The organism is Pantoea deleyi, from assembly GCF_022647325.1.
GTDB lineage: Bacteria > Pseudomonadota > Gammaproteobacteria > Enterobacterales > Enterobacteriaceae > Pantoea > Pantoea deleyi.
In genome coordinates this window covers 2906528-2932782 of record NZ_CP071405.1, presented here as the reverse complement: position 1 = coordinate 2932782, position 26255 = coordinate 2906528, and the positions used below count along the sequence as shown (strand labels likewise).

General features: G+C 58.0%; 29 protein-coding genes and 1 tRNA gene. 18 read left to right on the top strand and 12 right to left on the bottom strand.

From position 1 onward, the window contains the following. Positions 1-2: 2 nt before the first annotated feature. Positions 3-629 (bottom strand): multifunctional acyl-CoA thioesterase I/protease I/lysophospholipase L1, encoded by a 627-nt coding sequence (gene tesA, locus J1C59_RS13890; RefSeq protein WP_208721866.1) that lies wholly within the window; start codon positions 627-629, stop codon positions 3-5. Between tesA and ybbA the strand changes: the two genes are divergently transcribed. Both ybbA and ybbP read left to right on the top strand, forming a co-directional pair. After that, complete coding sequence (ybbA, locus tag J1C59_RS13885) at positions 597-1283, top strand: putative ABC transporter ATP-binding protein YbbA (protein ID WP_128084150.1); 687 nt, start codon at positions 597-599, stop codon at positions 1281-1283. The two genes, tesA and ybbA, sit on opposite strands and share 33 nt — an antisense overlap. Continuing rightward, positions 1280-3697, top strand: coding sequence for a putative ABC transporter permease subunit YbbP (gene ybbP / locus J1C59_RS13880; RefSeq protein WP_128084149.1), 2418 nt, complete (start codon positions 1280-1282; stop codon positions 3695-3697). Before ybbA ends, ybbP begins: the two co-directional genes overlap by 4 nt. Positions 3698-3951: 254 nt before the next feature. Here the strand turns inward: ybbP and purK are convergent, their stop codons facing one another. The 4 genes from purK to ppiB all read right to left on the bottom strand — a co-directional run bounded on the left by purK (position 3952) and on the right by ppiB (position 6861). Beyond that, the gene (purK, locus tag J1C59_RS13875) at positions 3952-5016 is read right to left on the bottom strand and encodes a 5-(carboxyamino)imidazole ribonucleotide synthase (RefSeq protein WP_128084148.1); all 1065 of its coding nucleotides are present in this window, start codon (positions 5014-5016) and stop codon (positions 3952-3954) included. Continuing rightward, entirely contained in the window at positions 5013-5519 is a 507-nt protein-coding gene (purE, locus tag J1C59_RS13870) for a 5-(carboxyamino)imidazole ribonucleotide mutase (RefSeq protein WP_111138985.1), read from the bottom strand. The genes purK and purE overlap by 4 nt, the downstream gene beginning before the upstream one ends. 131 nt (positions 5520-5650) lie before the next feature. Beyond that, on the bottom strand, positions 5651-6367 hold the full coding sequence (gene lpxH / locus J1C59_RS13865; protein ID WP_128084147.1) for a UDP-2,3-diacylglucosamine diphosphatase: 717 nt from the start codon (positions 6365-6367) through the stop codon (positions 5651-5653). Further along, positions 6367-6861 (bottom strand): peptidylprolyl isomerase B, encoded by a 495-nt coding sequence (gene ppiB / locus J1C59_RS13860; protein WP_111138987.1) that lies wholly within the window; start codon positions 6859-6861, stop codon positions 6367-6369. The genes lpxH and ppiB overlap by 1 nt, the downstream gene beginning before the upstream one ends. 212 nt (positions 6862-7073) lie before the next feature. Between ppiB and cysS the strand changes: the two genes are divergently transcribed. Beyond that, entirely contained in the window at positions 7074-8459 is a 1386-nt protein-coding gene (gene cysS / locus J1C59_RS13855) for a cysteine--tRNA ligase (protein ID WP_128084146.1), read from the top strand. 137 nt (positions 8460-8596) lie between these two features. On the opposite strand, the gene ybcJ is transcribed toward cysS, so the two are convergent. Further along, positions 8597-8809 (bottom strand): ribosome-associated protein YbcJ, encoded by a 213-nt coding sequence (gene ybcJ, locus J1C59_RS13850; RefSeq protein ID WP_128084145.1) that lies wholly within the window; start codon positions 8807-8809, stop codon positions 8597-8599. Further along, positions 8810-9676, bottom strand: a complete 867-nt coding sequence (folD, locus tag J1C59_RS13845; protein WP_128084144.1) for a bifunctional methylenetetrahydrofolate dehydrogenase/methenyltetrahydrofolate cyclohydrolase FolD — start codon at positions 9674-9676, stop codon at positions 8810-8812. Between the two features lie 172 nt (positions 9677-9848). On the opposite strand from folD, the gene J1C59_RS13840 reads away from it, so the two are divergent. The 4 genes from J1C59_RS13840 (at position 9849) to J1C59_RS13825 (ending at position 11575) form a co-directional block, all read left to right on the top strand. Next, positions 9849-10352 (top strand): DUF1198 family protein, encoded by a 504-nt coding sequence (locus tag J1C59_RS13840; RefSeq protein WP_128084143.1) that lies wholly within the window; start codon positions 9849-9851, stop codon positions 10350-10352. 94 nt (positions 10353-10446) lie between these two features. Further along, positions 10447-10523, top strand: a tRNA-Arg gene (locus tag J1C59_RS13835). A 365-nt stretch (positions 10524-10888) separates the two neighbouring features. Beyond that, positions 10889-11212 carry a hypothetical protein gene (locus J1C59_RS13830; protein ID WP_128084142.1) on the top strand — a complete coding sequence of 108 codons (324 nt, stop codon included), beginning with the start codon at positions 10889-10891 and terminating at the stop codon, positions 11210-11212. Between the two features lie 180 nt (positions 11213-11392). Continuing rightward, positions 11393-11575 carry a hypothetical protein gene (locus J1C59_RS13825; protein WP_128084141.1) on the top strand — a complete coding sequence of 61 codons (183 nt, stop codon included), beginning with the start codon at positions 11393-11395 and terminating at the stop codon, positions 11573-11575. A 411-nt stretch (positions 11576-11986) separates the two neighbouring features. Here J1C59_RS13825 and J1C59_RS13815 read toward each other — a convergent pair whose 3' ends face one another. Both J1C59_RS13815 and J1C59_RS13810 read right to left on the bottom strand, forming a co-directional pair. Beyond that, entirely contained in the window at positions 11987-12199 is a 213-nt protein-coding gene (locus J1C59_RS13815; RefSeq protein ID WP_128084140.1) for a hypothetical protein, read from the bottom strand. Beyond that, a complete protein-coding gene (locus tag J1C59_RS13810; protein WP_128084139.1) occupies positions 12196-12729 on the bottom strand; it encodes a DUF2778 domain-containing protein in 534 nt (177 codons plus the stop codon). Before J1C59_RS13810 ends, J1C59_RS13815 begins: the two co-directional genes overlap by 4 nt. 413 nt (positions 12730-13142) lie before the next feature. Here J1C59_RS13810 and ddpX point away from each other — a divergent pair, with 413 nt between their 5' ends. Beyond that, complete coding sequence (gene ddpX / locus J1C59_RS13805; RefSeq protein ID WP_128084138.1) at positions 13143-13724, top strand: D-alanyl-D-alanine dipeptidase; 582 nt, start codon at positions 13143-13145, stop codon at positions 13722-13724. Between the two features lie 140 nt (positions 13725-13864). Here the strand turns inward: ddpX and J1C59_RS13800 are convergent, their stop codons facing one another. Next, on the bottom strand, positions 13865-14101 hold the full coding sequence (locus tag J1C59_RS13800) for a DUF2171 domain-containing protein (protein WP_003854080.1): 237 nt from the start codon (positions 14099-14101) through the stop codon (positions 13865-13867). A 334-nt stretch (positions 14102-14435) separates the two neighbouring features. On the opposite strand from J1C59_RS13800, the gene J1C59_RS13795 reads away from it, so the two are divergent. The 9 genes from J1C59_RS13795 to J1C59_RS13755 all read left to right on the top strand — a co-directional run bounded on the left by J1C59_RS13795 (position 14436) and on the right by J1C59_RS13755 (position 20395). Then, on the top strand, positions 14436-15032 hold the full coding sequence (locus tag J1C59_RS13795) for a DUF1349 domain-containing protein (RefSeq protein WP_128084137.1): 597 nt from the start codon (positions 14436-14438) through the stop codon (positions 15030-15032). 102 nt (positions 15033-15134) lie between these two features. Further along, complete coding sequence (locus J1C59_RS13790; RefSeq protein ID WP_128084136.1) at positions 15135-16154, top strand: DUF481 domain-containing protein; 1020 nt, start codon at positions 15135-15137, stop codon at positions 16152-16154. Positions 16155-16257: 103 nt separating this feature from the next. After that, the gene (gene corA / locus J1C59_RS13785) at positions 16258-17223 is read left to right on the top strand and encodes a magnesium/cobalt transporter CorA (RefSeq protein ID WP_128084166.1); all 966 of its coding nucleotides are present in this window, start codon (positions 16258-16260) and stop codon (positions 17221-17223) included. Between the two features lie 295 nt (positions 17224-17518). Continuing rightward, entirely contained in the window at positions 17519-18028 is a 510-nt protein-coding gene (locus J1C59_RS13780) for a hypothetical protein (protein ID WP_242281332.1), read from the top strand. A gap of 12 nt (positions 18029-18040) precedes the next feature. Next, a complete protein-coding gene (locus J1C59_RS13775; protein WP_128084134.1) occupies positions 18041-18490 on the top strand; it encodes a DUF421 domain-containing protein in 450 nt (149 codons plus the stop codon). Between the two features lie 169 nt (positions 18491-18659). Beyond that, complete coding sequence (locus tag J1C59_RS13770) at positions 18660-18902, top strand: hypothetical protein (RefSeq protein WP_128084133.1); 243 nt, start codon at positions 18660-18662, stop codon at positions 18900-18902. A 326-nt stretch (positions 18903-19228) separates the two neighbouring features. Next, positions 19229-19501, top strand: coding sequence for a cupin domain-containing protein (locus tag J1C59_RS13765; RefSeq protein ID WP_128084132.1), 273 nt, complete (start codon positions 19229-19231; stop codon positions 19499-19501). 12 nt (positions 19502-19513) lie between these two features. Continuing rightward, positions 19514-19939, top strand: a complete 426-nt coding sequence (locus J1C59_RS13760) for a DUF4186 domain-containing protein (RefSeq protein ID WP_128084131.1) — start codon at positions 19514-19516, stop codon at positions 19937-19939. A 138-nt stretch (positions 19940-20077) separates the two neighbouring features. After that, positions 20078-20395 carry a hypothetical protein gene (locus tag J1C59_RS13755; RefSeq protein WP_111139003.1) on the top strand — a complete coding sequence of 106 codons (318 nt, stop codon included), beginning with the start codon at positions 20078-20080 and terminating at the stop codon, positions 20393-20395. 63 nt (positions 20396-20458) lie between these two features. Here J1C59_RS13755 and J1C59_RS13750 read toward each other — a convergent pair whose 3' ends face one another. Continuing rightward, complete coding sequence (locus J1C59_RS13750) at positions 20459-21697, bottom strand: AI-2E family transporter (protein ID WP_128084130.1); 1239 nt, start codon at positions 21695-21697, stop codon at positions 20459-20461. Positions 21698-22049: 352 nt separating this feature from the next. On the opposite strand from J1C59_RS13750, the gene J1C59_RS13745 reads away from it, so the two are divergent. Continuing rightward, complete coding sequence (locus tag J1C59_RS13745; RefSeq protein WP_128084129.1) at positions 22050-22376, top strand: hypothetical protein; 327 nt, start codon at positions 22050-22052, stop codon at positions 22374-22376. A gap of 14 nt (positions 22377-22390) precedes the next feature. Here the strand turns inward: J1C59_RS13745 and J1C59_RS13740 are convergent, their stop codons facing one another. Continuing rightward, positions 22391-26152, bottom strand: coding sequence for an NAD(P)-binding protein (locus tag J1C59_RS13740; protein WP_140917136.1), 3762 nt, complete (start codon positions 26150-26152; stop codon positions 22391-22393). Between the last annotated feature and the right edge of the window lie 103 nt (positions 26153-26255).

Below are 26255 nucleotides of genomic sequence, written 5' to 3'. Positions count from 1 at the left end.
CGCTACGGCTGCTTAACTAAGGGAGCCAGTTCTCTGGCCATCAACCCGGCGATAAACGGCTGGGCATCGGGATTGGGATGAATGCCATCCTGCTGCATCCATTCGGGTTTCAGGTAGACCTGCTCCATGAAGAAGGGCACCAGAGGAATGTTATGCTGCTGCGCTAAGCCGGGATAGATGCCGCTGAACGCCTCGGTATAGCGGCGGCCATAGTTTGCAGGCAGGCGGATCTGCATCAGCAGCGGCTTCGCGTTGGCGGCCTTGATAGCGTCAATGGCCTTGCTCAGCGTCTGCGCAATGGTATCAGGCGGAAAGCCGCGCAGACCATCATTACCGCCCAGTTCGATTAACACCCACTGGGGCTGATGCTGTTTTAATAGCGCAGGCAGACGGGCCAGCCCCTGTGCGGCCGTGTCACCGCTGATGCTGGCGTTGACCACTTTCGGTTTCTGCTGCCACTGTTTATCAAGCAGGCTGGGCCAGGCTGCAGTGGCAGACATGCGATAGCCCGCGCTCAGGCTGTCGCCCAGCACCATCAGCGTATCGGCAGCCGCCAGACGCGACACCAGCAGAAGAATCAATAACAGGAAGGGATAATGCCAGCGGAAAACATTGTTGAAGTTCATCATCTTACTAAGTCCGTCGGTCAGGGAGAGCATCAGTTAACCATCCTTACCGGAGTTGAGTTGGTTGTCAAACCAGCCGAGACCATTGCGTTGATTGGCGAATCGGGTTCCGGCAAGTCTACCCTGCTGGGGATTCTGGCCGGGCTGGACGACGGCAGCAGCGGGGAAGTCCATCTGCTCGGGCAGCCGCTGCACCGGATGAATGAGGAGCAGCGCGCGGCCCTGCGCGCAAAACAGGTCGGCTTTGTGTTTCAGTCTTTTATGCTGGTGCCGACCCTGAATGCGCAGGAGAACGTGCAGCTGCCTTCGCTGCTGCGCGGTGACAGCGATCGTCAGAGCCGGGAACAGGCGCGTGAGTTGCTGACGCTGCTCGGGCTGGGGGAACGCCTGCACCACCTGCCCGCCCAGCTTTCAGGCGGGGAGCAGCAGCGGGTCGCACTGGCCCGCGCCTTCAGTGGCCGTCCGGGTCTGCTGTTTGCCGACGAACCGACCGGCAACCTCGATCGTAAAACCGGTGACCGCATCGCCGATCTGCTGTTTTCCCTGAACCGTGACTTCGCCACGACCCTGATTCTGGTGACGCACGACGAGCAGCTGGCGGCGCGCTGCGACCGTCGCCTGCGGCTGCGTGATGGCAAACTGTGGGAGGAGCAATGATCTGGCGCTGGTTCTGGCGGGAGTGGCGATCGCCCTCGCTGCTGATTGTCTGGCTGGCCCTGACGCTGGCGGTCGCCTGCGTACTGGCGCTGGGATCGATCAGCGATCGCATGGAAAAGGGGCTGAATCAGCAGAGCCGTGATTTTATGGCGGGCGACCGCACGCTGCGCAGTAGCGCGGCGGCACCGGAAGCCTGGCTGGCGAAAGCGCGTGAAACCGGCCTGACCGTCAGCCGTCAATTGACCTTTATGACCATGACCTTTGCCGGCCAGTCGCCGCAGCTCGCCTCCGTTAAGGCGGTCGATGACGCTTACCCGATGTTCGGCACGCTGCAGACTGAGCCACCGGGTCTGAGGCCACAGGCGGGCACCGCCCTGGCCGCGCCGCGCCTGATGGCGCTGCTGAATCTGAAAGTGGGCGACAGGCTGGAAGTCGGCGACACTCAGCTGCGCATCAGCGGCGTGGTGATCCAGGAGCCGGATGGCGGCTTTAACCCGTTTGAGATGGCGCCGCGTCTGCTGATCAACCAGGCGGATGTCGCGAAAACCGGCGCGATTCAGCCTGGCAGTCGAATCACCTGGCGCTACAAATTCGCCGGCAATCCCGATCAGCTGGCCCGCTATGATCGCTGGATTGAACCGCAGATCACGGCCGATCAACGCTGGATCAGCGTCGGGAACTCAGAGGATGCGCTGGGACGTTCGATGCAGCGTGCGCAGCAGTTCCTGCTGCTGTCGGCCTTGCTGACCCTGATGCTGGCGATTGCGGCCGTGGCGGTCGCCATGAGTCACTACTGTCGCAGCCGCTACGATCTGGTGGCGGTGCTGAAAACTTTGGGCGCGACGCATGGCGCCTTGCAGCGTCTGATTATCGGCCAGTGGCTGGCGGTGCTGCTGCTGGCGGCAATAGCCGGTGGCCTGGTCGGGCAGGGCGTGGAAGCGATTCTGATGACGATGCTGAAACCGGTGCTGCCCGCCCGCTTACCGGCGGCCAGCCTCTGGCCGTGGGTCTGGGCCGTAGGCTCGCTGTTTGTGATTTCGCTGCTGGTGGGGCTGCGTCCCTATCGTCTGCTGCTGGCGACGCAGCCGCTGCGGGTGCTGCGGCGCGATGCGGTAGCCAGCCTCTGGCCGCTGAAGTTCTACATTCCGGTGATGGCCGCCGTTGTCATCACGCTGTTAGCGCTGCTGGTGGGCGGCAGTAAGATGCTCTGGGCGCTGCTGGCAGGTGTGGTGGTGCTGGCGGGCTTACTGGCTATCACTGGCTGGGGCACGCTGCTGCTGCTTCGGCGGCTGGTGGTGCGCAGGCTGGCCCTGCGGCTGGCGATCAACCGGCTGCTGCGCCAGCCCGGCATGACGCTAAGCCAGCTCGCGGCCTTTTCGCTCTCGTTTATGCTGCTGGCCCTGCTGCTGGTGATGCGGGGCGATCTGCTGGATCGCTGGCAGCAGCAGTTACCGGCAGACAGCCCGAACTTCTTCCTGCTGAACATCAGTGCGGATCAGGTGCCGCAGGTGCGGGATTTCCTGCAGGCGCACCAGATTAAGCCCGAAACCTTCTATCCGATTGCACGGGTGCGGCTCAGTGAGCTTAACGGTAAACCGGCCGATCCTGAGCGGGATAGTGCGCTGAACCGCGAACTTAACCTGACGGCGCTGGCCGAGCGTCCGGATCACAATCCGCTGGTGGCCGGTCACTGGCCACCGGGGGCGGGAGAGGTGTCGATGGAGGTGGAACTGGCAGAGCGGCTGGGTGTGAAGCTCGGTGATACCCTGACGTTCGAAGGCGATACGCAGACCTTTACTGCCCGCATCTCCAGCCTGCGTAAAGTGGACTGGGAGAGCCTGAAGCCGAACTTCTTCTTTATTTTCCCGCCGGGGGCGCTGGACAGCCAGCCGCAGACCTGGCTCACCAGCTTCCGGATGGCAGCCGATCCGGCGCTGCTGGCCCAGCTGAACCGCGCCTTTCCGACGCTGAGTCTGCTGGATATCGGCAGCATTATGCGGCAGATCGGTCAGGTGCTGACGCAGGTCAGCCAGGCACTGGAGATCATGGTGGTGCTGGTCACCGCCTGCGGTCTGCTGCTGCTGCTGGCGCAGATTCAGGTCGGGATGCGTCAGCGTCGGCAGGAGCTGGTCGTCTATCGCACGCTGGGGGCCGGTAAACGCCTGCTGCGCACGACGCTGTGGTACGAGTTTGCTCTGCTCGGCGTGGTCTCCGGCGTTGCGGCGGCGATGGGAGCAGAAGCGGCGCTGTGGGGATTACAGACCCGAATCTTTGACTTCCCGTGGCAGCCCGACTGGACGCTCTGGCTGGCGCTGCCGTTGTGCGGCGCGCTGCTGTTATCCCTCTGCGGCGGCTGGCTGGGAATCCGGTTACTGAAAGGAAAAGCTCTGTTCAGGAAGTTTGATGCGGCGTAGCGGCCGGGTTCAGGGCGAGACAGCCCGCTCGTTACCGCTCTGGCGATTAGCAGGGTGAAACCGGATGCAGGCGTCCTGCGGGAAGGATGGAACGCAGCGCATTACTCCGGAAAGGGACGCACCTCAGGAAGGAGGTGCGTTATCACCGGTGGCCGGCAGGGTGCCGTCTTTGCGATGTTCTCCTGACTGACAGAGAACGTTGCCATCACGCTGAGCGGCCCGGTCAGGCCGCCCTGTGAGGCGGATCGGGGCGATCAGAGCGTCTTAACTGCCCACGCAATACCGCTGGCGTACTCAGCGGGCAGCTGCGGCACCAGCGCGTTCAGCGCCGCCTTAAGCCGTTCTGTGTCGCCGTCGGTCAGATTGAGATGACCCACTTTACGGCCCGGACGTACCTCTTTGTCATACCAGTGCAGATGCACCAGCGGCTGCTGGAGCCAGCTGAGATTCACATCGGTACCAATCAGGTTGACCATCACCGACGGCGCAAAGACCACCGGCTGCGGCAGCGGCAGACTGAGAATGGCGCGCAGATGCAGCTCAAACTGGCTGATCGAGGCGCCATTCTGCGTCCAGTGGCCACTGTTATGGACACGCGGTGCCAGCTCATTGATCAGCAGTCCGTCAGGCGTGATAAAGCACTCCATCGCCATAACGCCAACATAGTTCAGCGCATGCATAATCGCACTCAGCATCGCTTCAGCCTGCTGCTGCTGTGCCCGATCGGCCTGAGGCAGGGCGACGCTGGTACGCAGAATGCCCTCCTGATGCAGGTTATGCGTCAGCGGATAGAACACGACGTTGCCATCGTGACCGCGCGCACCCACCAGCGAGACTTCACCGGAAAAGTTGATGCCCTGTTCAACGATGCATTCGCCATAGCAGGCATCCGGCAACTGATCCGTATCACCGGCGCGCAGACGCCACTGACCGCGTCCGTCGTAGCCGCCAGTGCGGCTTTTCACAATCGCCAGCTCGCCCAGGGTGTCAAACACCGCCGGCCATTCGCTTTTGTCCGACAGCAACTGCCAGGGCGCAGTGGCCAGGCCAAGCTCGTCCAGCAGCTGCTTCTGCGTCAGACGATCGGCCAGACGTGGAAAAATATCGCGGTTAACAAAGGCCGGATGGCTGGCCAGCTCGCGCGTCAGCGCGGTCTCCGGCCAGCGTTCGATCTCGGCGGTGATCACGCTGTCGGCGATCGGCAGGGCGGCAGGATCGGCGTCCAGACCTACCGGATAAACGGCGATGCCCAGAGGTTCACCCGCCTGGCGCAACATACGACCTAACTGGCCGTTGCCCAGTACGCAAACCGGCTTCATGCTTCCTCCCGCGGATCGGGGTGGTTAAGCACCTCATCGGTCTGGCTCTGACGCCAGGTGTCGAGACGTGAGGCCAGCGCGCTGTCATGCAGCGCCAGAATCTGCGCCGCCAGCAGGGCGGCATTGGCGGCACCGGCTTTACCGATCGCCAGCGTGCCAACCGGAATACCGCGCGGCATCTGCACGATCGAGTAGAGACTATCGACGCCGCTCAGCGCCGCGCTCTGCACCGGTACACCCAGCACCGGCACCAGGGTTTTGGCTGCCAGCATCCCCGGCAGATGGGCTGCGCCACCTGCACCCGCGATAATCACCTGAAAACCGTTGTCCGCCGCGGTTTCGGCGAAGCTGAACAGTTTATCCGGGGTGCGGTGCGCAGAGACCACTTCAACATGAAAAGGGACGTCCAGGCTGGTAAGAATGTCAGCGGCGAACTGCATGGTGGCCCAGTCACTTCTGGAACCCATAACAATGGCGATGCGAGCCGGGGCGTTGGATGACATGCGGTCAACTCCTGTGGATGAACAAACAGACCTGGCCGGGCGGACAGGTTTTGAAGGGCACCGAGAATAGCATGACAGACGCGGAAGGAAAACGGTTGCGTCACGCTTAATGCCGTCGGTTTGACGGCCGATCAGAAGTCAAATTCAGTGAGCTGAATGCCACTGGCGTCGAGCTGAATCATGGAACCCCGTTCGTGCCAGGCACCCAGTACCGCGCGCTGTGCCGTTTCGCCCTGCACTTCCAGCGTATGAATTGCCGGGCGGTGAGTGTGGCCATGGATCAGCAGCGGCACCTGGTGGCGCTGCAGGGTTGCGACGACCGCATCCGGGTTCACATCCATGATGCTCTGAGATTTGTGCTGGTTAGCCTGTTTGCTGTCGGCCCGCATCCGCGCGGCAATCCGCTTGCGGATCCGCAGAGGCAGCGCCAGAAAGAGCCGCTGGATCCAGGGATTATGTACTTTGGCGCGAAAGCGCAGATACCCCGCGTCGTCCGTGCAGAGCGTATCACCGTGCATGATCAGTACGCGCTGACCGTAGAGCGTCAAGACCTGCTCTTCCGGCAGCAGCGTCATGTTGCTGGCCCGTGCAAAGCGGCGGCCCAGCAGGAAATCGCGGTTGCCATGAATAAAGTAAACCGGCACCGGCAGGGCGCGCAGGGCATCGGCAACCTGCTGATGCAGCGGATTGGGATCGTCATCGCCTATCCAGGCTTCAAACAGATCGCCGAGAATATAGAGCGCGTCGCAGTGAGGAGCTTCGCGCGCTAAAAAATGCAGAAAACCGGCGGTAATCGCCGGTTCTTCCTGACACAGATGGAGATCTGCGATAAACAGCGTGCGCGACATTACTCGCTGACGGTCACTTTCTGGATAACGACGTCATCTTTTGGCACATCCTGGTGCATACCGCTGCGGCCGGTAGAGACGGCTTTGATCTTCTCTACCACATCCATGCCTTCAACCACTTCTGCAAACACGCAGTAGCCCCAGCCCTGAACGCTTTCATCACGGAAGTTCAGGAAGTCGTTGTCAGCGACGTTGATGAAGAACTGTGCGGTCGCAGAGTGCGGCGCAGAGGTACGCGCCATAGCCAGCGTACCTTTGGTGTTTTTCAGGCCGTTGTTCGCTTCGTTTTTGATTTCAGCTTTGGTTTCTTTCTGCTTCATGCCGGGTTCGAAACCGCCGCCCTGGATCATAAAGCCGTTGATGACACGGTGGAAAATAGTGTTGTCGTAAAAACCTTCACGGCAGTAATCCAGGAAGTTCTGTACGGTGGCCGGCGCTTTATCATCGAAAGTTTTGATTACGATATCGCCATGGTTCGTCTGGAAAGTTACCATTTTTGTTGTCCTGTAAAGGTTGTGATCAGTAGCTGAGGTCGCTCTGTTATCTGGCGTACCCCTTTTAGTCGACGGTTCTTATATCATAATTTCCGATGACGCGTCAGCAGCGCGGCGCAGTTGGCTTGCTTTGCGTCGCGCGAGCGATAAAAATACGGCACAATGTCTGGATACTTAAAAGTGTCAACCACACGCGAAAACGGAACCGTTCAATGCTTAAGATTTATAACACCCTGAGTCGACAGAAAGAGGAATTCAAACCCATTCATGCCGGTAAAATCGGGATGTATGTTTGCGGCATCACGGTGTATGACCTCTGTCACATTGGTCATGGGCGGACGTTCGTGGCGTTTGATGTGGTGTCGCGCTATCTGCGCTACCTCGGGTATGAGCTTAGCTATGTGCGTAATATTACGGACATTGATGACAAGATCATCAAACGTGCCAATGAAAATGGCGAAAGCATCGAAACCCTGACCAATCGTATGATTGGCGAAATGCATAACGATTTTGCCGCCCTGGGGATCCTGCCACCCGATCAGGAGCCACGCGCGACCCGCCATATCGCGGAGATCATTGCGCTGGTCGAAACGCTGATCGCACGCGGACACGCCTATGTCGCGGAAAATGGCGACGTAATGTTTGATGTCCTCAGCGACACCGACTACGGCGCGCTGTCGCGTCAGGATCTGGAACAGCTGCAGGCGGGCGCACGGGTCGAAGTGGCCGATGTGAAGCGGAATCCGATGGATTTCGTGCTGTGGAAAATGTCCAAAGCGGATGAGCCGGCCTGGCCCTCACCGTGGGGCAATGGGCGTCCGGGCTGGCACATCGAGTGCTCGGCGATGAACTGCAAACAGCTGGGCAGCCATTTCGATATTCACGGCGGCGGCTCCGATCTGATGTTCCCGCATCATGAAAACGAAATCGCCCAGTCGAGCTGCGCGCATGATGGTCCTTACGTCAATTACTGGATGCACTCCGGAATGGTGATGGTCGATCGCGAGAAGATGTCCAAATCGCTCGGCAACTTCTTCACCGTACGTGACGTGCTGCAGCATTATGATGCGGAGACGGTGCGTTACTTCCTGATGTCCGGTCACTATCGCAGCCAGCTCAACTATGGCGAAGATAACCTGAATCAGGCGCGTGCGGCGCTGGAGCGTCTCTACACGGCGTTGCGTCATACGGACAGCAGCGTCCCGGCCAGCGGGGGTGAAGCGTTTGAAGCGCGATTCCGCGCGGCGATGGATGACGATTTCAATACCCCGGAAGCCTACTCGGTGCTGTTCGACATGGCGCGTGAGGTTAACCGCCTGAAAAGCGAAGAGGGTGCATCGGCCGATGCGCTGGCGTCGAAGCTGCGCGAGATGGCCAACGTGCTGGGCATTCTGCAGCAGGATCCTGAGCTGTTCCTGCAGAGTGGCGCGCAGGTGAATGACGAAGAGGTTGCCGAGATTGAGCATTGGGTGAAGGCCCGTGCCGATGCCCGTGCCGCCAAAAACTGGGCGGATGCAGATATCGCCCGCGACAAGCTCAACGCGCTGGGCGTGATTGTCGAGGATGGGCCACAGGGCTCGAGCTGGCGTCGGAAATAAAGCAGAAAGGGCGAGCCATCGCCCTTTTTTTGCGACCAACGGGCAGGTCGCCTCTGTTCTCGTAACGTGCTGGCGGGCTGATACCGCGCAAACGCGCCGGGCTGACGCAACGGCGTTCCCGCAGGAACGCCCGCGCATCACTCAACGACTGTGGTGCGGAAACCGGAGAACTCGACGGTCTGGCCGGCCACGATTTTGCAGCGCTTGCGGGTTTCGACCGCACCATCGACCTTCACTTCGCCCTCGGCAATCACGATCTTAGCCTGTGCACCGCTCTGAACCCAGCCTTCCAGCTTCAGCAGGTCACACAGATCGACATGCGGGAATTTTCCCAGTGAAAAACTTGCCATTTAAACAACCTCTTTATCGTGAAACTCTTCACACGCCTGCAGCGTGTTCTGGATCAGGGTAGCCACCGTCATCGGGCCAACGCCGCCCGGCACCGGGGTAATATAGGATGCGCGCTCAGATGCACTGTTGAATTCGACATCGCCCACGACCTTGCCGCTCTCCAGCCGGTTAATGCCGACGTCGATAACGATAGCGCCGGGTTTGATCCACTCACCCGGAATAAAGCCCGGTTTACCGACCGCGACCACCAGCAGGTCGGCATGCTCAACGTGATGGCGCAGATCTTTGGTAAAGCGGTGCGTCACGGTGGTGGTGCAGCCTGCCAGCAGCAGCTCCATGCTCATCGGACGACCCACGATATTAGATGCCCCGACCACCACAGCGTTCAGGCCATAGGTGTCGATGTTGTAGCGCTCCAGCAGCGTGACGATCCCGCGCGGCGTGCAGGGACGCAGGGTCGGCGCACGCTGACACAGACGGCCGACGTTGTAGGGATGGAATCCGTCGACATCTTTATCTGGCGTGATGCGTTCCAGCACTTTGACGTTATCGATACCGGCGGGCAGCGGGAGCTGAACCAGGATGCCATCGATCTCATCGTCCTGATTGAGTGTATCAATCAGATCCAGCAGCTCAGCTTCGCGGGTTGCGGCGGGCAGATCGTAAGAGCGGGAATGGAAACCCACCTCTTCACAGGCGCGGCGTTTGCTGGCCACGTAGATTTGCGAGGCCGGGTTTTCACCCACCAGCACCACAGCCAGACCCGGTGCACGTTTTCCGGCCGCCAGACGCTGCTTCACTTTTTCCGCAACCTCAACGCGCACCTGCTGCGCAATCGTTTTACCGTCAATAATTTTTGCTGCCATCAGAGAGGAAATCCACTGTGTTGTGTTGAATCGGGGAAGGGGGCTATTTTGTCAGAAGCGGGGGCTGCTGTCAGTCACAGTTTCAGCCACGTATGTGCTTTCCGACTTTTCATCGCGACGAGTGGCTGCCTGCATGCGTATGATATCGGCAGGACTATCAGGGGACGATGTAATGATCTGGATAATGTTTGCCACGCTGGCGGTAGTGTTTGTCGCCGGATTTCAGCTGCTCACCGCGGGCTCTCGTCACGCCGTGCAGCGGCTCAGCAAACGGCTGCAGCTGCCACCGGTTCAGGTGGAGTCGATGACCGCGATGATGGGCAAAGAGGCGGCGAAAGAGTTTACCGACTATCTCAGCCACGATAATGAAACGCATCTGCATAATGGTGCGGCGGTGCTGCTGATCTGGCAGGTGCTGATTGTGGACGGCAGCGAGGAGAACAGCCAGCGCTGGCATGGAATTCTCAGTCGCGCCGGTTTTTCGCCGCTTATCAGCCGCCAGCAACTGCTGCTCGCGCTGGGCTTTCTGCGCCAGCTGGAGCCGGACAGCCAGGAGCTGCACGCCCTTCGCGAACAGTACAATGCGCGTTTCACCCCGCAAGGGATTGAGCTGGAAGGAGAATCTGCCACTACCCGTCAGGTCGTGTCGCTCAGCGAATGGCGCAGGCGTCATTGATGCGAATTGGTTAATCCCGCAGCACTTCGCTGCGCAGAAACGGCAAAAACGTTGACGTACCCGCTTCCGGACGTATAATCCGTTCCATCTCCATGCGCCCTTAGCTCAGCTGGATAGAGCACCGGCCTTCTAAGCCGTAGGTCACAGGTTCGAATCCTGTAGGGCGTGCCAGATTCTCTTCTCTCTGTTCTCCATCCCTGAATTTTCACTTTCTCTCATATTACGATCTGACTGACCTCTCTGCTGAACGTGTCAACGAATTTTCGCGGCCAGATAATGTGTCAACTCAATCATCCGGCTATTCAGACACTTTTCTGAAGCCCGGTCAGATTAACGTCTGATTAACCGACATCCGGGTGTTCATATCAGGCGAGGGATGACGCCCGCTGTAAAATTCTGGTTTGCTGTTGAGATGAATTATCTGCTGTAAAATGGCCATTTATATCCGTTTTAGCCTGTCCGGCGACGGGTTAGCACGGGACTCTTACACTGTGCTATATTCCGCTCGTGTCGCAACGTCATTCAGGATGAATCAGATGAACGATTATGAGCAAAGGCTTCTCAGGAATGGTTTCTCAGCTAAAGACGTGGGGAAATTAAAAGCGATTCTTACCAGAGATGAAAATCAATCCGATACTCTGCAATCTCTTGTTCAGGAACTCAGTAAACGTTTCTGGGCGGGCATCATTTGCCTGATAATTTTAAGCGCTGTTTTCATTTATGGTCTGGCGAAGGGACATACTGAAAGCCTGATATCCTATGCTATTGTCCTGATAATGGGCGCTGTTATCGTCTATTTCGTGATACCCATGAATCTTGCCTGGAAAGCCTTCAGATTTACACGGGAAAGTGGGTGCTGATAATATTAAAAATTTCATTAATTATTATCTCTCCCTGTTACGAGTTCATCTGGTTTTACATTAGCCAGGTTATCCATCCGCGGAATTATGCGTGATCATCGGTTTTGCGTTTTTCCTGTTAACTGAAGATATTATGTCGTTATCAGGTGAGCGCTTTGATGTTAATGGATGGATGCTCTGATGACAGATTTTGAGGAAAAGCTTCTGGCCAGCGGTTTTTCTCAGAAAGATATACGCAAGCTAAAAAGCATTGTGCAGAAGGATAAATATCAGAAAGAGACACTTCAGCAACTTGTGAATGAGTTAAGTAAGCGATTCCTGGGTGGCCGCAGTCGGGGTTTCTGCCCGGTAATTCTGCCGTAAGCATGGTATTTCAGCCGTTACTTTCTACACCGGGCGCAAGAAGTCTGGCGGCGTGGAACTCTCTGAGATAAAGCGGCAGAAGGAGAACGCCCGTCTCCTGCAGCGCTCACAGTGGAATGGCACATCTGAACTAACCAGAGCGTCCAGATGTGCCGACAGTGATAGAACGTAAATCCGCTATGCCTGGCCGTTTTAGTGCTGCGCACCACGCGGTATTAAGATCGACGACGCTTGCCGTTGTGGCTTGCTTATCACTCATTTGAAAAGCACAAGCCAGACGAGTCTTCTGCTCAATGACCAACACCAATACCTTATAGTTAGCGACAACCGGCACCATAGGGCACCGCGGGTTCAGACCCGGAAGGTACCTCTGAATGCCTGTCGGTGATGAGCTGCTTTAATGTCTCTTAGTTATCTCTGATCAGCTTTGCGATAAAGCCAGACACCAATAAAGGCCAGCAGTAGAGAAAAAACTGCCTTAAGGAGAATCACGGTCAATTCGAAACTATCCATAGCGCTTTCTCCATCACCACTGATATGGCCTTCGACCAGCGATTTGATGAATCCTTCAGGAATAAAAATCCAGGAAGCGGATAGAATTATAATAAATATCAGTATTTTCATCGTGCATCACACTTTGTGAAATCAGGAATGCCACGAACATCAATGCGGCCATATGCTAATAAACCATGACTACCCGGTACGACGACTTTTTTCCGCCGCAATAATGAATTGCGTAAAGTCTGGAATTCAGATGAGCGATAAAAAGTGATGCAACCCCATGATACGCCAGAACCGTCGGTATTAAGTGGGTGAAGCCTGAAGCTGCCGCGCTTTACACCATTAACAAAAACGTAATCACTCATGGTTTTAGCACTGTATAAACCAAACCACTCTGAGTGATGATTTCGGTACATATGAGCCATATCTATCAACTCTGCCCGGGCGCGGTTCAGCAGGCTCCCTTCTGGTCTGTCTACAATCCAGTATGTTCCTGGCGGAATTGCGGCCTTCTCAATGTCCGAACAATCTGGATTATTGATATATCTTTCAATGCCAGACAAAACATCGAACGAGCCCACACCATAGCAGTTTAGCTTTACACGTTTTCCATCACTGGAAAGTCGGCCATAATCCATCATGCATATTTGCATTGTAAATGCTCCCGTTGTCAATTCTCAGCCAATTTATGCTGTTTCTGGCGGGCGGCTTAAATGTCCCTTGCGACCCCTGATTCGAAAAGCGGTCTGGCTGCGTTTATATTGCCATACCCAGTATCCTGCAGTCACCGTTCACCGGTACCCGCAACATCAAATCATCTAATCTGCCGCTCCCCCCTTCAGAAGCGACATCCTTTCTCCTCTGCGCCACTTAACCGCAGACACACACTCCCTGAAGGCATAAATATTGTGATCAATCATTCCGGATAAATAAAATTCCACACCCTCCCGGCTCAGAAAATCGTCACACCTTTTTTTCCGCTCGCCGCAATGCCATGATAGCGGTTCTGTCATCATCGCGCTCCGGCCAACCCGCCCCGGAGCTTATAAACAGGACGTCATGACGCATGGAAAGTAAACATCTGGTTGATATTGCGGAAGCCTTTCCGCAGCTGGTCATCGATCTGAAATATGCCACCGCCGACAACATTGCGGGCCGGCCGATCTACCGCGACGCGCGTTGTCTGTTGCACACTGAAGCGGCTGATGCGCTGGCGAAAAGTATCAGCATTGCCAGGGTAGCTGGCTATACATTACTGGTCCTGGACGCGTATCGTCCGCCATCCGCCCAGGCCGTTCTCTGGGAGGCCTGCCCGAACCCGGACTATGTTGTACCGCTGTCGCGCGGATCAAATCACAGCCGTGGCACGGCGATCGACGTTACGCTGATCGACGAGCATGGCGCGATTGTGGATATGGGCACCGGCTTCGATGAGATGAGTGAGCACTCTCATCCTTATCATCCTGCTGTGGCCCTCAAAGCTCAGCGCAACCGGCTGATGCTGAATGCCATTATGCTGGGGGGCGGCTTTACCAGCATCTCAACCGAATGGTGGCATTTTGAACTGCCCGGCGCAGAACACTATCCAGTGATTGACGGTGTTTTTGACTGCTATTCTTCTGCACAGGCGGAAAATATCGGCGCCTGAAAAGGACCAATTGCAATGAATGGACGCCGGGATACGTTGAGCGGGCGCTATTTAAAATAACGTCAGTGAACTCAGACAGATTAATGCGGGAAAGGGATTTCAGATAAAAATAAGCCGTGGCAGGCGCCACGGCTTTCACATCAGGCAGACTGCCACTCGCTTTCAACATCCGCTTTCGCTTTAGAAAGGATGACTTTATTGTCGTCCACTTCTTTGACCCAGCTGAATGGAATAATGTGGTGTTTACCGCCCGCTTCAGGATCGCTTTTCGCCAGCTTAATTTTGTCGTCGCCTTCAAAATGGTCAACAATTCCGACATGTTCGCCATTCACATCAACAACCTGTGCGTGATCTAAAATCTCTGATTTATCTACCATGGTGGCTTAATCCTTATATTTAATGAGTGCTGTATTTCTCAGACAGAACAAGCCTGGTTGCTAAATGGGGTTTCCGCCAGACGATTAACAAAATGAAATATTTGGGTGTGTCGGATCTGATTGGCATTGGGTTATTTCTGAGGGAAAGATCAACGCAACGTCAGCAATGCCTGAACAGCGGTTAACTTCCCCTGTTATTCCGGCTGCGCTATGCGGCTCACCCGAGTCAGCGCTTATCTCACGCCTTTTGTACAATCAACGCTATGATCGTCAGGTCAGTCGCGTCGCGGCAGATCTGGCTGAACGCGCAGCGCCTGGCTCACTTAAAGGAGTGTTGATGATGGTCAGTTCAATCATGTCTGAAGGCGGTGTCTGGATTAATCAGCCGCCCGTTCACAGTCTGGATGGCGATGTCCTGCGGTTTGAAACGGCACTGAACAGCGATTTCTGGCAGCGTACCTGGTACGGTTTCGAACGGCACAGCGGCCACGCCTTTGGCTTTCATGTCGACGGTGATTTTACCGTGCAGGTGCAGGTGAGGGCGGACTTCAGCCAGCTCTACGATCAGGCGGGTCTGTTTATTCAGGATAACGAAACGCAATGGGTCAAAGCGGGCATTGAGTTTAACGATGCGCAACCGGCCATCGGCTGCGTCGTTACGCGTGCGTTTTCCGACTGGTCCACCGGGGTGTTTCCCGGCGATGCGCGCCAGTTCTGGCTGCGCGCGACGCTGGTCAATTCGGCCTTGAGGATCCAGTACTCCAGCGATGGCGTGACCTGGCCGCTGTTGCGACTCTGTTCATGGCCGGGCCAGGCGCGACGTTTTGTCGGCGTCATGGGCTGTTCGCCAGAACGCGAGGGACTGGCGATCCGCTTCAGCGACTTCCAGCTGGGCCCGCCGCTGGGCAAAGCGCTGCACGACCTCTCATAGCATCGGACAGATTGCATATCCTCCCGTAATCCGCTTAATTGTCAGCTTCGAATCTGCCGTGCCGCGTTGCCCGCACCGGGGGGCGCTTTTACAGGGAAAGCTATGCGTTGTGTTATCTCGTTTACCTCGCTGCTGGTGGTCGGCTGCTTTGCCGGAGGAGCGCAGCAGGCCGCCGCCGATACCGTCTGGCTGAATAATGGCGATCGGCTGTCGGGCACTATCCGTTACCTCAGTGATGGCAGGCTGGCGATAGAGACCGCCTATGCGGGCACGGTCACCCTCGACTGGAAAGCGGTCAGTACACTCGCCAGCGATAATCCGGTGAATGTCGAAAACAAACAGACCGGCGAGCACTATCAGGTCCGCCTCTCTTCATCTGACCCCGGCTATGTCTGGGTGGAGCGTAATGAGCAGGAGCAGCAGGTTTCGATCAAGCGTATTGATGAGTTTATGAAGGCCAAAGTGCGCAGCGATCGGCTCGCCTGGAGCGGCAACGTGGATGCTGGTGTGAAAGTCAAAAAAGCCTCGACCAAAACCGACGACTACAGTTTTGCGCTTAACACCAAACTGAATCAGGGAAAATGGCGGCAGGATATCGGCGCGACCTACAATCGGGAGCAGGAAAATGAGAGCGTCAACACGGACAACTACAGCCTGCGCTACGCCGTTGACTATCTCTTCAGGGAGCAGTTTTTCTGGCAGGCCCGCGCGACCTACAAGCGCGACTGGGTAGAAAATCTCTCACGCCAGGCGTTAATCGGCACCGGGCCGGGTTATCAGCTGTGGGATACCGAACTTAGTGCGTTCTCGCTCTCCGTGCTGGCCGGTGCGTTTGAATATGGCTACAGCGAAGACAGGGATGAGCGGCACTTCGGTGGTTCACTGCGCTGGAACTACCAGCGCTATCTGCTGGGCAAGTCGGTCACGCTCTACAGCAACGGCGACGCAGGACATTCGCTGGATGACGATGGCGTCTTTATGCTGGATGCGGAAGTCGGCCTGCGCTACAGCCTCACCTCCTGGTCTACCCTGCATCTGGGCTATCACCGCAATCTGGTCAGCGGCATACCGGACACCCTGAACGAGGGCATCTTCTCCACCGGCCTGGGGCTGAAGTGGTAACCCGCTGATCGCACAGCGCGGCAGCAAATCCTTACGGTTTTTCTGCGGTTACCGGCCCGCTATTGGCTAAGCTCCATGTAGTCATAAAACGGGAAGGCAGATGATGATCGTAAGCAGCAGGGTGTATCGTCCGGGATGCGCGGGCGAAGAGGTCGGGGTCGACGATATCAGCGAAGTGATCAAAGAGCCGGAGGCGTTTATCTGGCTCGGACTGTGGCAGCCCGACGCGGAGTTTATGGCGAAGATTAAAGAGGAGTTCGGCCTGCACGAACTGGCGGTTGAAGACGCGCTGAATGCCCACCAGCGACCGAAAATCGAACATTATGGCGAGTCGCTGTTTATCGTGGTCAAGACCGTATGTGTTAAGGATAACAACTGTGAAATGGGCGAAACCCATTTCTTTGTCGGAAAAAACTTTCTGATCAGCATCCGTCACGGTGCCTCTGAAAGCTATACGCCGGTGCGAAAGCAGGCATCTGAAAATCCGGCGCTGCTGAAATATGGCCCGGCCTATCCGCTTTACTGTCTGCTCGATTTTATTGTTGATCGCTATGCCGAACTGTCCACCTCGCTGAATGAGCGGGTCGGACAGATGGAGAATGAACTCTTTACCAGCGAATTTGACCGCCAGTCGGTGCAGCAGGTCTACACCATGCGGCGCCATCTGCTGACGCTGCGCAATGCCGCGCTGCCGCTGGAGGAGATCTGTAATCAGCTGATCCACCTGCATGAAGATCTGATCCCGCGTCCGCTGCGCGCCTATATCCGCGACGTGCAGGATCACGCCCGGCATGTGGTCACGGATGCCGAGGATATGCGTGAAATGCTGACCAGCGCCATGCAGGTCAATCTGGCACTGGTCACGGTGCAGCAGAATGAGGTGGTGAAAAAGCTGGCGGGCTGGGGCGCCATCCTGGTGATCCCGACGGTGGTCTTCAGCATGTACGGCATGAACTTCGAGCACATGCCGGAGCTGAAGTCGCTGTATGGCTATCCGCTGGCGGTGGGACTGACGCTGGTGGCCTGTGGCGGACTCTGGGCCAGGCTGCGTCGCTCCGGCTGGCTGTAAGCCCCACAGCCCCGCATCGCGAGCGCGTGAATTTCCCGCCTCGCTGAAGCCCTGTTTAACCGCGGCGGCTATGGTCAGCGACCATAATGATTTCCCGCACACGTCATGCCCGCTTTATCAACGCATCGTCCGGCCTGAATATCATTCCACGTCGCGTCTCGCTGGCCGGGCGCAGCGTTGTTCACTACGCTAAACAGAGCGCCTTATTCATCGCGTGGCCGCGGACAACATCATCGGGATGCCGAAAAGCGGGAGGCATCAGGCGCGAGCCTGTCAGACCGGAGATCATCACAACGTGAAAAAAGATCGCACAGTGAGCCGGGACGTCCCGATAAAAGAAAACCTGCTGTGGGTACGCCGGGAATACGCGATCCAGCGGGCAGGGGAGTACCTGTTAATCGTGCTGGTGCTGCTGGGAGCGTGCGGGCTCTTCTCCAAAGGAGTGCTGAGCGACAGTCGCGCCCGTTCACCGGATGGCCTCGTTCAGGTGGACTATGAGCGGTTTGGCCGGGCCGAAACCAGCATGGATATGCGCATCCGCTATCATGCCCCCGCGAACGACCGTTTTACCGTCACGATTGGCGGCGAGGCGCTGGAGAATCTGGAGATCCAGACGCTGCAGCCTCAGCCGCAGGTGGCAGAGACGATCGGCAGCGATCTGCGGCTGACGTTTTCTGCTACCGGCACCGGGCCGGATCATGCGGTCTGGATCGGGTTGCAGCCACGGCATGCAGGCCGCATTCATGTGGCGATCCACGGCGGCGGCGCAGCCCCGGTTCGGTTTACCCAATGGATCTATCCCTGACAGAGGCGCGATATGGAAACGGTATTACGGGCGGCAGCCATCTATCTGGTACTGATGGTGGTGTTTAAAATTGCCGGCAGACGGACGCTGCTGCAGATGACCTCGTTTGATCTGATCCTGCTGCTCATCATCAGCGAAGCGACCCAGCAGGCGCTGCTGGGCGACGATTTTTCGGTAACCGGCGCGACACTGACGATCATCACGCTGGTGACAATCGATATTGTACTCGGCAAGGTAAAAAACCGTTTCCCGGTGGTAGAGCAGATGCTCGATGGCGGCCCGGTGATTCTGGTCGATCATGGCACTCTCCTGACCGACCGTATGAAGATGACCGGTATCAGTGCGGACGATGTGCTGGAAGCGGCGCGCTCGGGGCCAGGGCTGGAGCGGTTCGACCAGATTAAATATGCGGTGCTGGAGGTCAACGGTCATATCTCGATCATTCCCCGTCCGGACGCGTAGCCGCCCGTCACCGCCCCCGTCAGGTTGTCGTTACCGGCTTTCGCCTGGCGGCCGTCCTCATTATCCTTGTGATTCTGCCGATTTGCGCCAGACTTAAAACACCACCCACGCATCATTATCTGAGCTGGCCTGACACTCAATCAGCGTTATGCTTCATAGTCAGGTTTCTGTGAATGAATTTAATCGTTTTACCTTCTATCCCGTCACCGGCTGGCACATCGGGCCGCTCAGCGACCATCAGGCGCTGGTTCTGCAGTTTGGCTATGTCGATCCGGACGCGCCGGATGAGCAGGCGCTGCAGGAGTCGCGTTTTTTTGGCCTGACCCTTGAGATGGCCAGAGTGCTGGTGAATCACCTCTCCGAACAGATCGCCCGGGCGGAACAGGAAACCGGCAACGTCACGAAGCAGTAACGGTGTGGCGCCCGATGGCTGACTGGCGTCTGACGTTCCTGCTCACCATCCGGCACCGCCTCGCCGATCGGGCCACCGTGACCGGTTCGGGTGATCGCCCCTTACCGCTCTGCCGATGCTGCAGACGGGGGGCTGCCCGACGCCTGCTGATGGGGAGCCGCGCCATTCTCAGCGGACGCCGCAAATTTTTGCGCCATTCTGCTGTCAAATCGGTTAGCCGATGGGGCAGGGTGCCCGATGCGGGAGGTCACCCCTCCTGCGGTATCCTGAACCGCCCACCCGATCGTCTACACTGCTAAAAGAGCAATCCACGTTAAGGAGATGCGATGACAGAATACGAATTCAGAAAATTGTTAGCTGAGCAGGGTTTTAACCAGCCGCTGCTGGTGGAGCGTGCAGCCGCAACCGAGCTGGACAATCACGTTCATCCTTTTGAAGCGCTGGCACTGATTCTGAGTGGCGATATCACCATCAGCACCGAACAGGGTGAGACAACCTATCGCACCGGCGAGACCTTTCACCTGCAGCCAAACGAGCTGCACCGCGAGGCGTTCGGACCGCAGGGTGTGCGCTATCTGGCAGGACGTAAGTATGAGTAACTGGCTTTCAGCATGACAACGTTCGACGACCTTTTTACCCGGCTGGCGCGATCGCCGTTTCGCCAGCGCTTTCGACTGGGACGCACCGAATATGATTATGCGTCCGGCAAAGGCGAAGCGGTTTTACACCAGCACGCCGCGGACTTTGTGGCCCGGCGGCTGGCCCCCGCTGAACCGGAAAACGAGGGCAGGCAGACGCCGATGCGTGGCCATCCGGTGTTTATCGCGCAGCACGCCACGGCGACCTGCTGTCGCGGCTGCCTGAGCAAATGGCACCATATCGATCAGCATCAGCCGCTCAGCGCGGAGCAGCAGGCCTATGTGGTCGCGGTGTTGCTGCAGTGGATTCATCAGCAGTTGCAGCGGCCGGCACCCCCCGCCCGTGCCAGCCGCAGCCGGCCGAAACCGGATGACGATCCGCAGCTCACCCTGTGGTAATGGACAAAAAATCTACAGCCAGCGGCTTTTTCTGGTGAAAACTGGCCCTTTTTCATTCCTGGTTTATTCTTAAATCTTTCCTGGAAACGCTATGCCAGGATTAAAACCTACACGGCAACGATGAATACAGAGGGAATTATGAAGAAATCAATTATTGCACTGTCTGCTATTTTGCTGGCCTCGCCGGTTTTTGCTGCTACCACCACAGACAACACCGTTGCGGAAGCGCATAAAGGCGCAGACACCGCAAAAGAAAAACTGCACAAGGCGCAGCATGAAGGCGAAGAGATGAAGCTGAAATCTGAGCACGCTGCCGAAGGCAAAAGCCACACCACCGGAAGCAAAATCACCGAAGGTGCTCAGAAAGGCTGGAACAAAACCAAAGAAGGCACCGAGAAAGGCTGGGATAAAACCAAGCAGGGTGCTGAAGATCTGAAAAACAAAGCGACCAACTGATTCGCGACCGTTTCAGGTAAAAAAAACCCACCGTATGGTGGGTTTTTTTATGGCCGGGGCGGATCAGGCTTTGTTTTCCGCCGCCTTTCTCTCCGCCGCTTCTCTTTCGGCTGCCGCGAGCGCAGAGACTTTGATTTCTGCCTCAGCGGCGGCTTCTGCCGCAGCGGACGCCGCTTCAGCCGCCGCCTCTGCGGCCGTTTCAGACTGCTTCTTGCCTTCTTCGATCACTTCTTCGTCGATGACTTCAATGTTTTCGCGGTTATCGCGACCGGAAAGCAGATTCCAGCAGGCGATGAACAGGGCCGCAATGACCGGACCAATCACAAAACCATTGATGCCATAGATCTCCATGCCGCCCAGGGTGGCGATCAGGATCATATAGTCAGGCATCTTGGTGTCTTTGCCGACCAGCAGCGGACGCAGAATGTTGTCGACCAGCCCCACAATCACCACGAAGAAACCGACCAGGAACAGCCCTTTCCAGAGCGCGCCGGTGGCGAAGAAGAAGATCGCCGCAGGCACCCAGATGATGGCAGACCCGACCGCCGGAATCAGGGAGAGGAACGCCATCAGCGCACCCCACAGCAGACTGCCGTCGATGCCGGTAAACCAGAAGGCCAGCCCGCCGAGAATACCCTGAACGATACCGACCACGACCGTGCCTTTTACCGTCGCACGCGCCACCGCCGCAAATTTCACCAGCAGGTGATGCTTCACGTAGGTCGAAAGCGGCAGGGCTTCCAGGATCAGATGCACCAGATAGGAGCCATCTTTCAGCAGGAAGAACAGCAGATAGAGCATCACGCCAAAGCCGATGGTGAAGCTGAAAGTGCCTTTACCGATGACAAAGGCGCTGCCCGCCACATACTGACCGCCCTTCAGGGCAAACGAGGAGAGCTTCTGCTGAATCTCACCGGCGCTATCCAGGTTGTTATCGGCCAGATAATGTTTCGCCCAGCGCGGCAGATGCTGCAACAGATCAGCGAAGACCGCCGGGAACTGCGCCGAGTTGGTCTGCAGCTTGTGATAGACCGCGTTGGTTTCCACCACCAGCGAAGAGGCGATAATCGCCAGCGGTGTAAAGACGATCAGGCAGATACAAAGCAGGGTGATCAGCGCGGCCAGGCCGTTGCGATCGCCCATGCGGGTACGCAGATACGTTTTCAGCGGGTGGAAGATGACCGCCAGAATCGCCGCCCACAGGATCGGCGAGAAATAGGGCGAAAGCACATCAAAAAAAGCGACGGTGGCGATCGCCAGAATCAAAAGGAAAAACCCGATGTTCAGTCCTTTAAAACGCATTGAAAAACCTCATCTGGAACATGCTCTGATAAACCTGATGTACGACTGATCATTATCGGGCCGGGCTGACGTCGCCGTCCTTTTATCGATTGTCGCTCAGGCTTAGCGCTAAAAACGCTGCCGGTTGCAGCGCCGTGCTGACTAACAGGTTGAAAGATCAGGCAGAAAAAGTGAACGGGGCGTGCGCGTTCGCTGCGTGACTCTCGGCGGGTAACAGGCTGCGGCAGGCTGCCGCGCGCTGGATCCTACATTAGCGTAGCGGTTTCGACCATTATTGGTAGTTCATCGCCTCATGTTCTCTGCGGGTGCTGCCGATAACCCGGTTAATCGGACAAAAAACAGGCAGTGAAACATGAACACACAACGGGTCATCCTGCTGCTGGCGCTGGTCGTCACCGGCTGCGCCACCAAACACTATCCCCAGGCGGCGGCGGTTACGCCGGAAGAGTCAGCGATGCTGACCTGCAGCGCGCTGGATCAGGAGCTGGTGAAAGCGCACAGCGTGCAGAGTGATATTGCGCAGACCGGCCAGTTTGATGCGCTGACCGTACTCGGTTTTGTCGGTGATTTCGGGCTGGGCAACGGTATCGCGAAATACAGTGCCAGCCAGAAGGCGGAACGGCGGCTGAACCAGCTGCAGTCGCTGAAAGCCGCAAAATGCAGCCAGCGGCTTTCATAGCAGACTGCGCCAGGTCAGCCAGGCATCTGCTGGCTGAGATGCTGCTGCCGGACGTTCTCCGCCGCGCGTTTACCGGCCAGGAATGCGTGATCCGAATTGTAATATTCCCACTCACTGTAGCGGCCCGACAGATGTATATCCTGCGTCAGGAGCCACTGACGAATCAGCGCGACGTTATCGCTGCGCGCATGGTCGTAGACCACGTAAGCGTAGGGCATATCAACCTCTGAGGCGCAGAGCAGTGGATCCTCAGCGGTAATCATGCCCACCCGGATGCAATCCTGACGGCAGCGCTCGATCAGGGCATCGCCAGTCAGTGGCAGCGGATGAGCGGCGTTATAGGTGATTTCGCAGGTTAAGCCGAAACCGCCCGGTGGGTTGCAGTGCGGACTGGCATTGCCCTGTACAAAAATGCGATGAAACAGCGTATCGCCGGGATAGTAAATCCAGTGCTTTTCCGTCAGATTGGCACGGCCTATCCCCAGGTTCACGCAGCGCACAGAGACAAACTGAAGCTGCTGGGCTGCCCGCTGCACATTCTCCGGCACCTCATCACCCATCAGCTTAATCAGCTCCGGCAGCGGCATGGTGCTGATCAACTGCTCATAACGGTAGTGGCGGCCATCCGCCAGCAGCGCGACGTGCGCCTGAGGATAGAGACGGGCCAGGGTGGTATCCGTTTCCAGCGTACATTTCAGATGCGGCAAAAAGCCGGACATCAGCGCCTGGAAGCCACCGCGCAGTGGATAGCCAAAGCGCGCGTTCGGGCCGACGGGTTTCGCCAGCGGTTGCAGCGCCCCGTCGATGATTTGCGCCAGGTCCGGCAGGGGAACCCGACCGCCCAGCCATGACGTCTCCATGTCGGTCAGCGGCACTTTCCACAGTTTCTGGTTGTAGGGTAGGGCAAAGTGACGCGCGATGCCTTTGCCCCAGGTGCGCATAATAAAGTGGTGGAAATCCTCATCGCCAGCCACCTCGCCAGTGCTGCTGCCCTCATCAGGGATCGCCCCATCCGCACAGCAGTCCCGCCGCGTCCTCGCCCGATCCAGCGGCGTAGCGACGGCGGGGGTTTCGCCATAACGCGCCTCGATAGCCCCCAGCACGCACTCTTTAACGACCCCGACCGGCAGGCCGTGCAGAGCAGACTGGAACGGATACCGCGTGTAAACGCCGTCGCTGTAGACCCAGGCTTCACGGGCCTGCCAGTGCAGATTGTCGCCGAGCAGCATCTCATAGAGCGCTAAGACATAGGGGTCCTGCGAGAACATGATGTGACCGGCATAGTCGAAGGTAAAGCCCCGATCGTCGATGGAGCGGCACCAGCCACCGGGCGTGCCATTTTTCTCCAGCAGCACCGCGCCTTCGCCATAGTGATAACCGGCACTCAGCCCGGTGGGGCCTGCGCCGATAATCAGACAGGGCACCGCTTCACTTTCCAGCATCGCGGGCGTTAAGGGCGTGACGTTCGCCTGAGCGCTGAGCCGGTCCGGCGTCTCTGTGGCGGGCTGACGCTGCGTCAGCGTCTGCTGGATCAGCGTATGGATCTGCTCCGCCGTGCGATCCCACGAGGTGGCATCCACTTTATCCTGCATCCGTCCCGCCAGGGCCAGCCGGTCTGCGGAACTCATCGTCATCGCCTCTTCGCAGGCGGTAATAAAGTCAGCGTGAGTCTCCGCCACCGCCACCTCCTTTGCGTAGTGGCGGGCCACATCGACGATGGCGGTACTGACAATCGGCAGTTGCGCCGCCATATACTCCAGCACCTTGGTGGGCGAGATGTAGCGGGTTGAGGCATTGATCGCAAACGGCATCAGGCAGACATCCCAGCCCGCCAGAAACTGGGGCAGCGCCTGATAGGGCTGCTGCCCCATCCAGTGGATGTTGGCACGCTGCGGCAGGCTGGCGGCATCGATTTTCACCACCGGCCCGACCATCACAATCTGCCAGTCCGGATGACGGTCCGCCAGCGCCGCGATCAGCGGCAGGTCGATGCGCTCATCCAGCACGCCGTAATAGCCCAGACGCCGCGGCGGGATCGCATCCTGCAGCGGATGATGATTGCTGCGATCGCGCGCCTGCTCAAAATGGACCGCATCGACGCTGCTGGGGAAGCAGTAGACCTGGGGATGTTTATCGCGCCTGGCTTCATAGAGGCTGGTGCCGCCGGTGAAGACCAGATCGGCGCGGGTCATCAGCGCCGATTCGCGTTGCTGGAGCTGGCGCGGCGCATTCCAGAAGGCGGAAAGTTCATCCATGCAGTCATAAATCACCAGTGCCGGATCGAACGGCGTCAGCAGCGGCAGCGCCATTGGCGTATAGAACCAGATCAGCGGCTGCTCATCCTCTTCCAGCAGCGGGGTCAGGAGCAGCAGCAGCGGGGCGAGCTGGCTGTCGTGAAAACCTGGCGCGTCGCTGTCCGTATGCGGCTGGATCACCGTGATATTAGCGGCAGGCGAACTCTGATGCAGGCCCGGCGGTCCCGCCTGCCAGACCGGCTCTTCGACAAACAACACGCGATAGTGCTGCGCCAGGCGTGTCAGTAGCTGCTGCGGACGCTGGAAAACAAATCCCCAGCGCAGGTGGCTGAATACAAGCAGAACAGGTGGCTTCATGGTGTGCTCCTGGCGTTGATGTCGTTGGGCGTGAATGTGCTGCAAAAAGCGCTGCGACTGGCGGAGCGCCTGGGCATAGGGCTGCTGCAACTGGCGGGCGTAAGGATCGGGCCCTAGCCGATCGAGGTCCCATAATCCGCTGCGGGTCCAGAAGGTGGTCTCCTCCCACAGGGGGCGATCGAGGATCGGATAGAGGCAGATGCCGAGTAGCTCGACGCCTGCCAGCTGGGCCTGCGCCACCTGCGTGGCGATCTCATGGATCCAGGCGCCGCGTCCGCTGCCGACGTGGCTGGTTTCTGCCAGCAGCAGCGGGCGCTGGTAACGCTGCCAGAGCTGCTGCAACATCCGATGCAACGGCTGACGACGATCATCCCCCAGATGCCAGTCGAGCCGCTGGCCTGAGCCGTGCTCCCACTGGTTGTCGTGGTAATAATTGACGCCCACCAGATCCAGATAGTGGGCGGCCCCGCCGAGTTCCGGATTGCGCCGGCCGCTCAGCATGTCCCACGCCTGATACTGGGTATCGCACATCGCGCGCGCCGCCTCTGCGCCAGCGGGATCGGCGGGATCGGACACGATGTGGATTAGCGGATCGCAGTGCAGCAGCCGCGCGCGCGGATCGGCCAGCCAGATCGCATCACAGGCGGCCAGGGTCGCGCGTACCAGCTGCTGTTTGGCCGCATCCGCCGGATCCGGCCCCGGAACGGCGTCACAGGCGAACAGCCCGACCGAAATGCCCCAGCTGACAAACGAGATCTCATTCATCGGCGAATAGACCGGTGGCTGCCGGTATAAGGGGGCCAGAAAGCAGGCCAGTGCACCGCAGAAAGCGGCGAAACGGCTGACAAAATCGTGATCAAACAGGCTGAGGCCCGCCGGCCAGCCGTAGTGGCAGATCGTCCAGCTTAGCTGGATGCCCTGCTGTTCGGCTGCCTGCATCCGGGCGGCGACAGAGGAGAAATCGTAGTGGCCGTCGCGCTCACACAACCGCCAGCCCACGCTTTCGCGCACGGTGCGAAGAGAGAAGGGGGCGAGCGCGGCATAATCCTCTGCTGCACGCGCCTGGTGCTGGTTCAGATCGTTCATCGACAGCGGCACTCCCGCCGGATTGATGTGATCCGCGCCTTCGTAACCGGCCTGCCAGAAACTGGAAAAGGGCGTCATGGCATCTCCCGAAAAAAGCCAACACGATCCCCGCTGACGAGCCGTTGCAGAACGGGTCAGGGAGTTGAGTATGCAAAGCAGACGGGCCGCTCTGAACGGACGG

Coding starts and splice junctions, on each gene's coding strand:
- purE (WP_111138985.1), bottom strand. CDS start 5,519: ATGTCATCCAACGCCCCGGCTCGCATCGCCATTGTTATGGGTTCCAGA.
- J1C59_RS13755 (WP_111139003.1), top strand. CDS start 20,078: ATGAAGAAATCAATTATTGCACTGTCTGCTATTTTGCTGGCCTCGCCG.
- J1C59_RS13750 (WP_128084130.1), bottom strand. CDS start 21,697: ATGCGTTTTAAAGGACTGAACATCGGGTTTTTCCTTTTGATTCTGGCG.
- corA (WP_128084166.1), top strand. CDS start 16,258: ATGATCGTAAGCAGCAGGGTGTATCGTCCGGGATGCGCGGGCGAAGAG.
- J1C59_RS13790 (WP_128084136.1), top strand. CDS start 15,135: ATGCGTTGTGTTATCTCGTTTACCTCGCTGCTGGTGGTCGGCTGCTTT.
- tesA (WP_208721866.1), bottom strand. CDS start 629: ATGATGAACTTCAACAATGTTTTCCGCTGGCATTATCCCTTCCTGTTA.
- J1C59_RS13760 (WP_128084131.1), top strand. CDS start 19,514: ATGACAACGTTCGACGACCTTTTTACCCGGCTGGCGCGATCGCCGTTT.
- J1C59_RS13745 (WP_128084129.1), top strand. CDS start 22,050: ATGAACACACAACGGGTCATCCTGCTGCTGGCGCTGGTCGTCACCGGC.
- cysS (WP_128084146.1), top strand. CDS start 7,074: ATGCTTAAGATTTATAACACCCTGAGTCGACAGAAAGAGGAATTCAAA.
- J1C59_RS13775 (WP_128084134.1), top strand. CDS start 18,041: ATGGAAACGGTATTACGGGCGGCAGCCATCTATCTGGTACTGATGGTG.
- purK (WP_128084148.1), bottom strand. CDS start 5,016: ATGAAGCCGGTTTGCGTACTGGGCAACGGCCAGTTAGGTCGTATGTTG.
- J1C59_RS13800 (WP_003854080.1), bottom strand. CDS start 14,101: ATGGTAGATAAATCAGAGATTTTAGATCACGCACAGGTTGTTGATGTG.
- J1C59_RS13815 (WP_128084140.1), bottom strand. CDS start 12,199: ATGAAAATACTGATATTTATTATAATTCTATCCGCTTCCTGGATTTTT.
- ddpX (WP_128084138.1), top strand. CDS start 13,143: ATGGAAAGTAAACATCTGGTTGATATTGCGGAAGCCTTTCCGCAGCTG.
- J1C59_RS13740 (WP_140917136.1), bottom strand. CDS start 26,152: ATGACGCCCTTTTCCAGTTTCTGGCAGGCCGGTTACGAAGGCGCGGAT.
- ybcJ (WP_128084145.1), bottom strand. CDS start 8,809: ATGGCAAGTTTTTCACTGGGAAAATTCCCGCATGTCGATCTGTGTGAC.
- ppiB (WP_111138987.1), bottom strand. CDS start 6,861: ATGGTAACTTTCCAGACGAACCATGGCGATATCGTAATCAAAACTTTC.
- lpxH (WP_128084147.1), bottom strand. CDS start 6,367: ATGTCGCGCACGCTGTTTATCGCAGATCTCCATCTGTGTCAGGAAGAA.
- J1C59_RS13810 (WP_128084139.1), bottom strand. CDS start 12,729: ATGCAAATATGCATGATGGATTATGGCCGACTTTCCAGTGATGGAAAA.
- J1C59_RS13840 (WP_128084143.1), top strand. CDS start 9,849: ATGATCTGGATAATGTTTGCCACGCTGGCGGTAGTGTTTGTCGCCGGA.
- ybbA (WP_128084150.1), top strand. CDS start 597: ATGCCAGCGGAAAACATTGTTGAAGTTCATCATCTTACTAAGTCCGTC.
- J1C59_RS13830 (WP_128084142.1), top strand. CDS start 10,889: ATGAACGATTATGAGCAAAGGCTTCTCAGGAATGGTTTCTCAGCTAAA.
- ybbP (WP_128084149.1), top strand. CDS start 1,280: ATGATCTGGCGCTGGTTCTGGCGGGAGTGGCGATCGCCCTCGCTGCTG.
- folD (WP_128084144.1), bottom strand. CDS start 9,676: ATGGCAGCAAAAATTATTGACGGTAAAACGATTGCGCAGCAGGTGCGC.
- J1C59_RS13825 (WP_128084141.1), top strand. CDS start 11,393: ATGACAGATTTTGAGGAAAAGCTTCTGGCCAGCGGTTTTTCTCAGAAA.
- J1C59_RS13765 (WP_128084132.1), top strand. CDS start 19,229: ATGACAGAATACGAATTCAGAAAATTGTTAGCTGAGCAGGGTTTTAAC.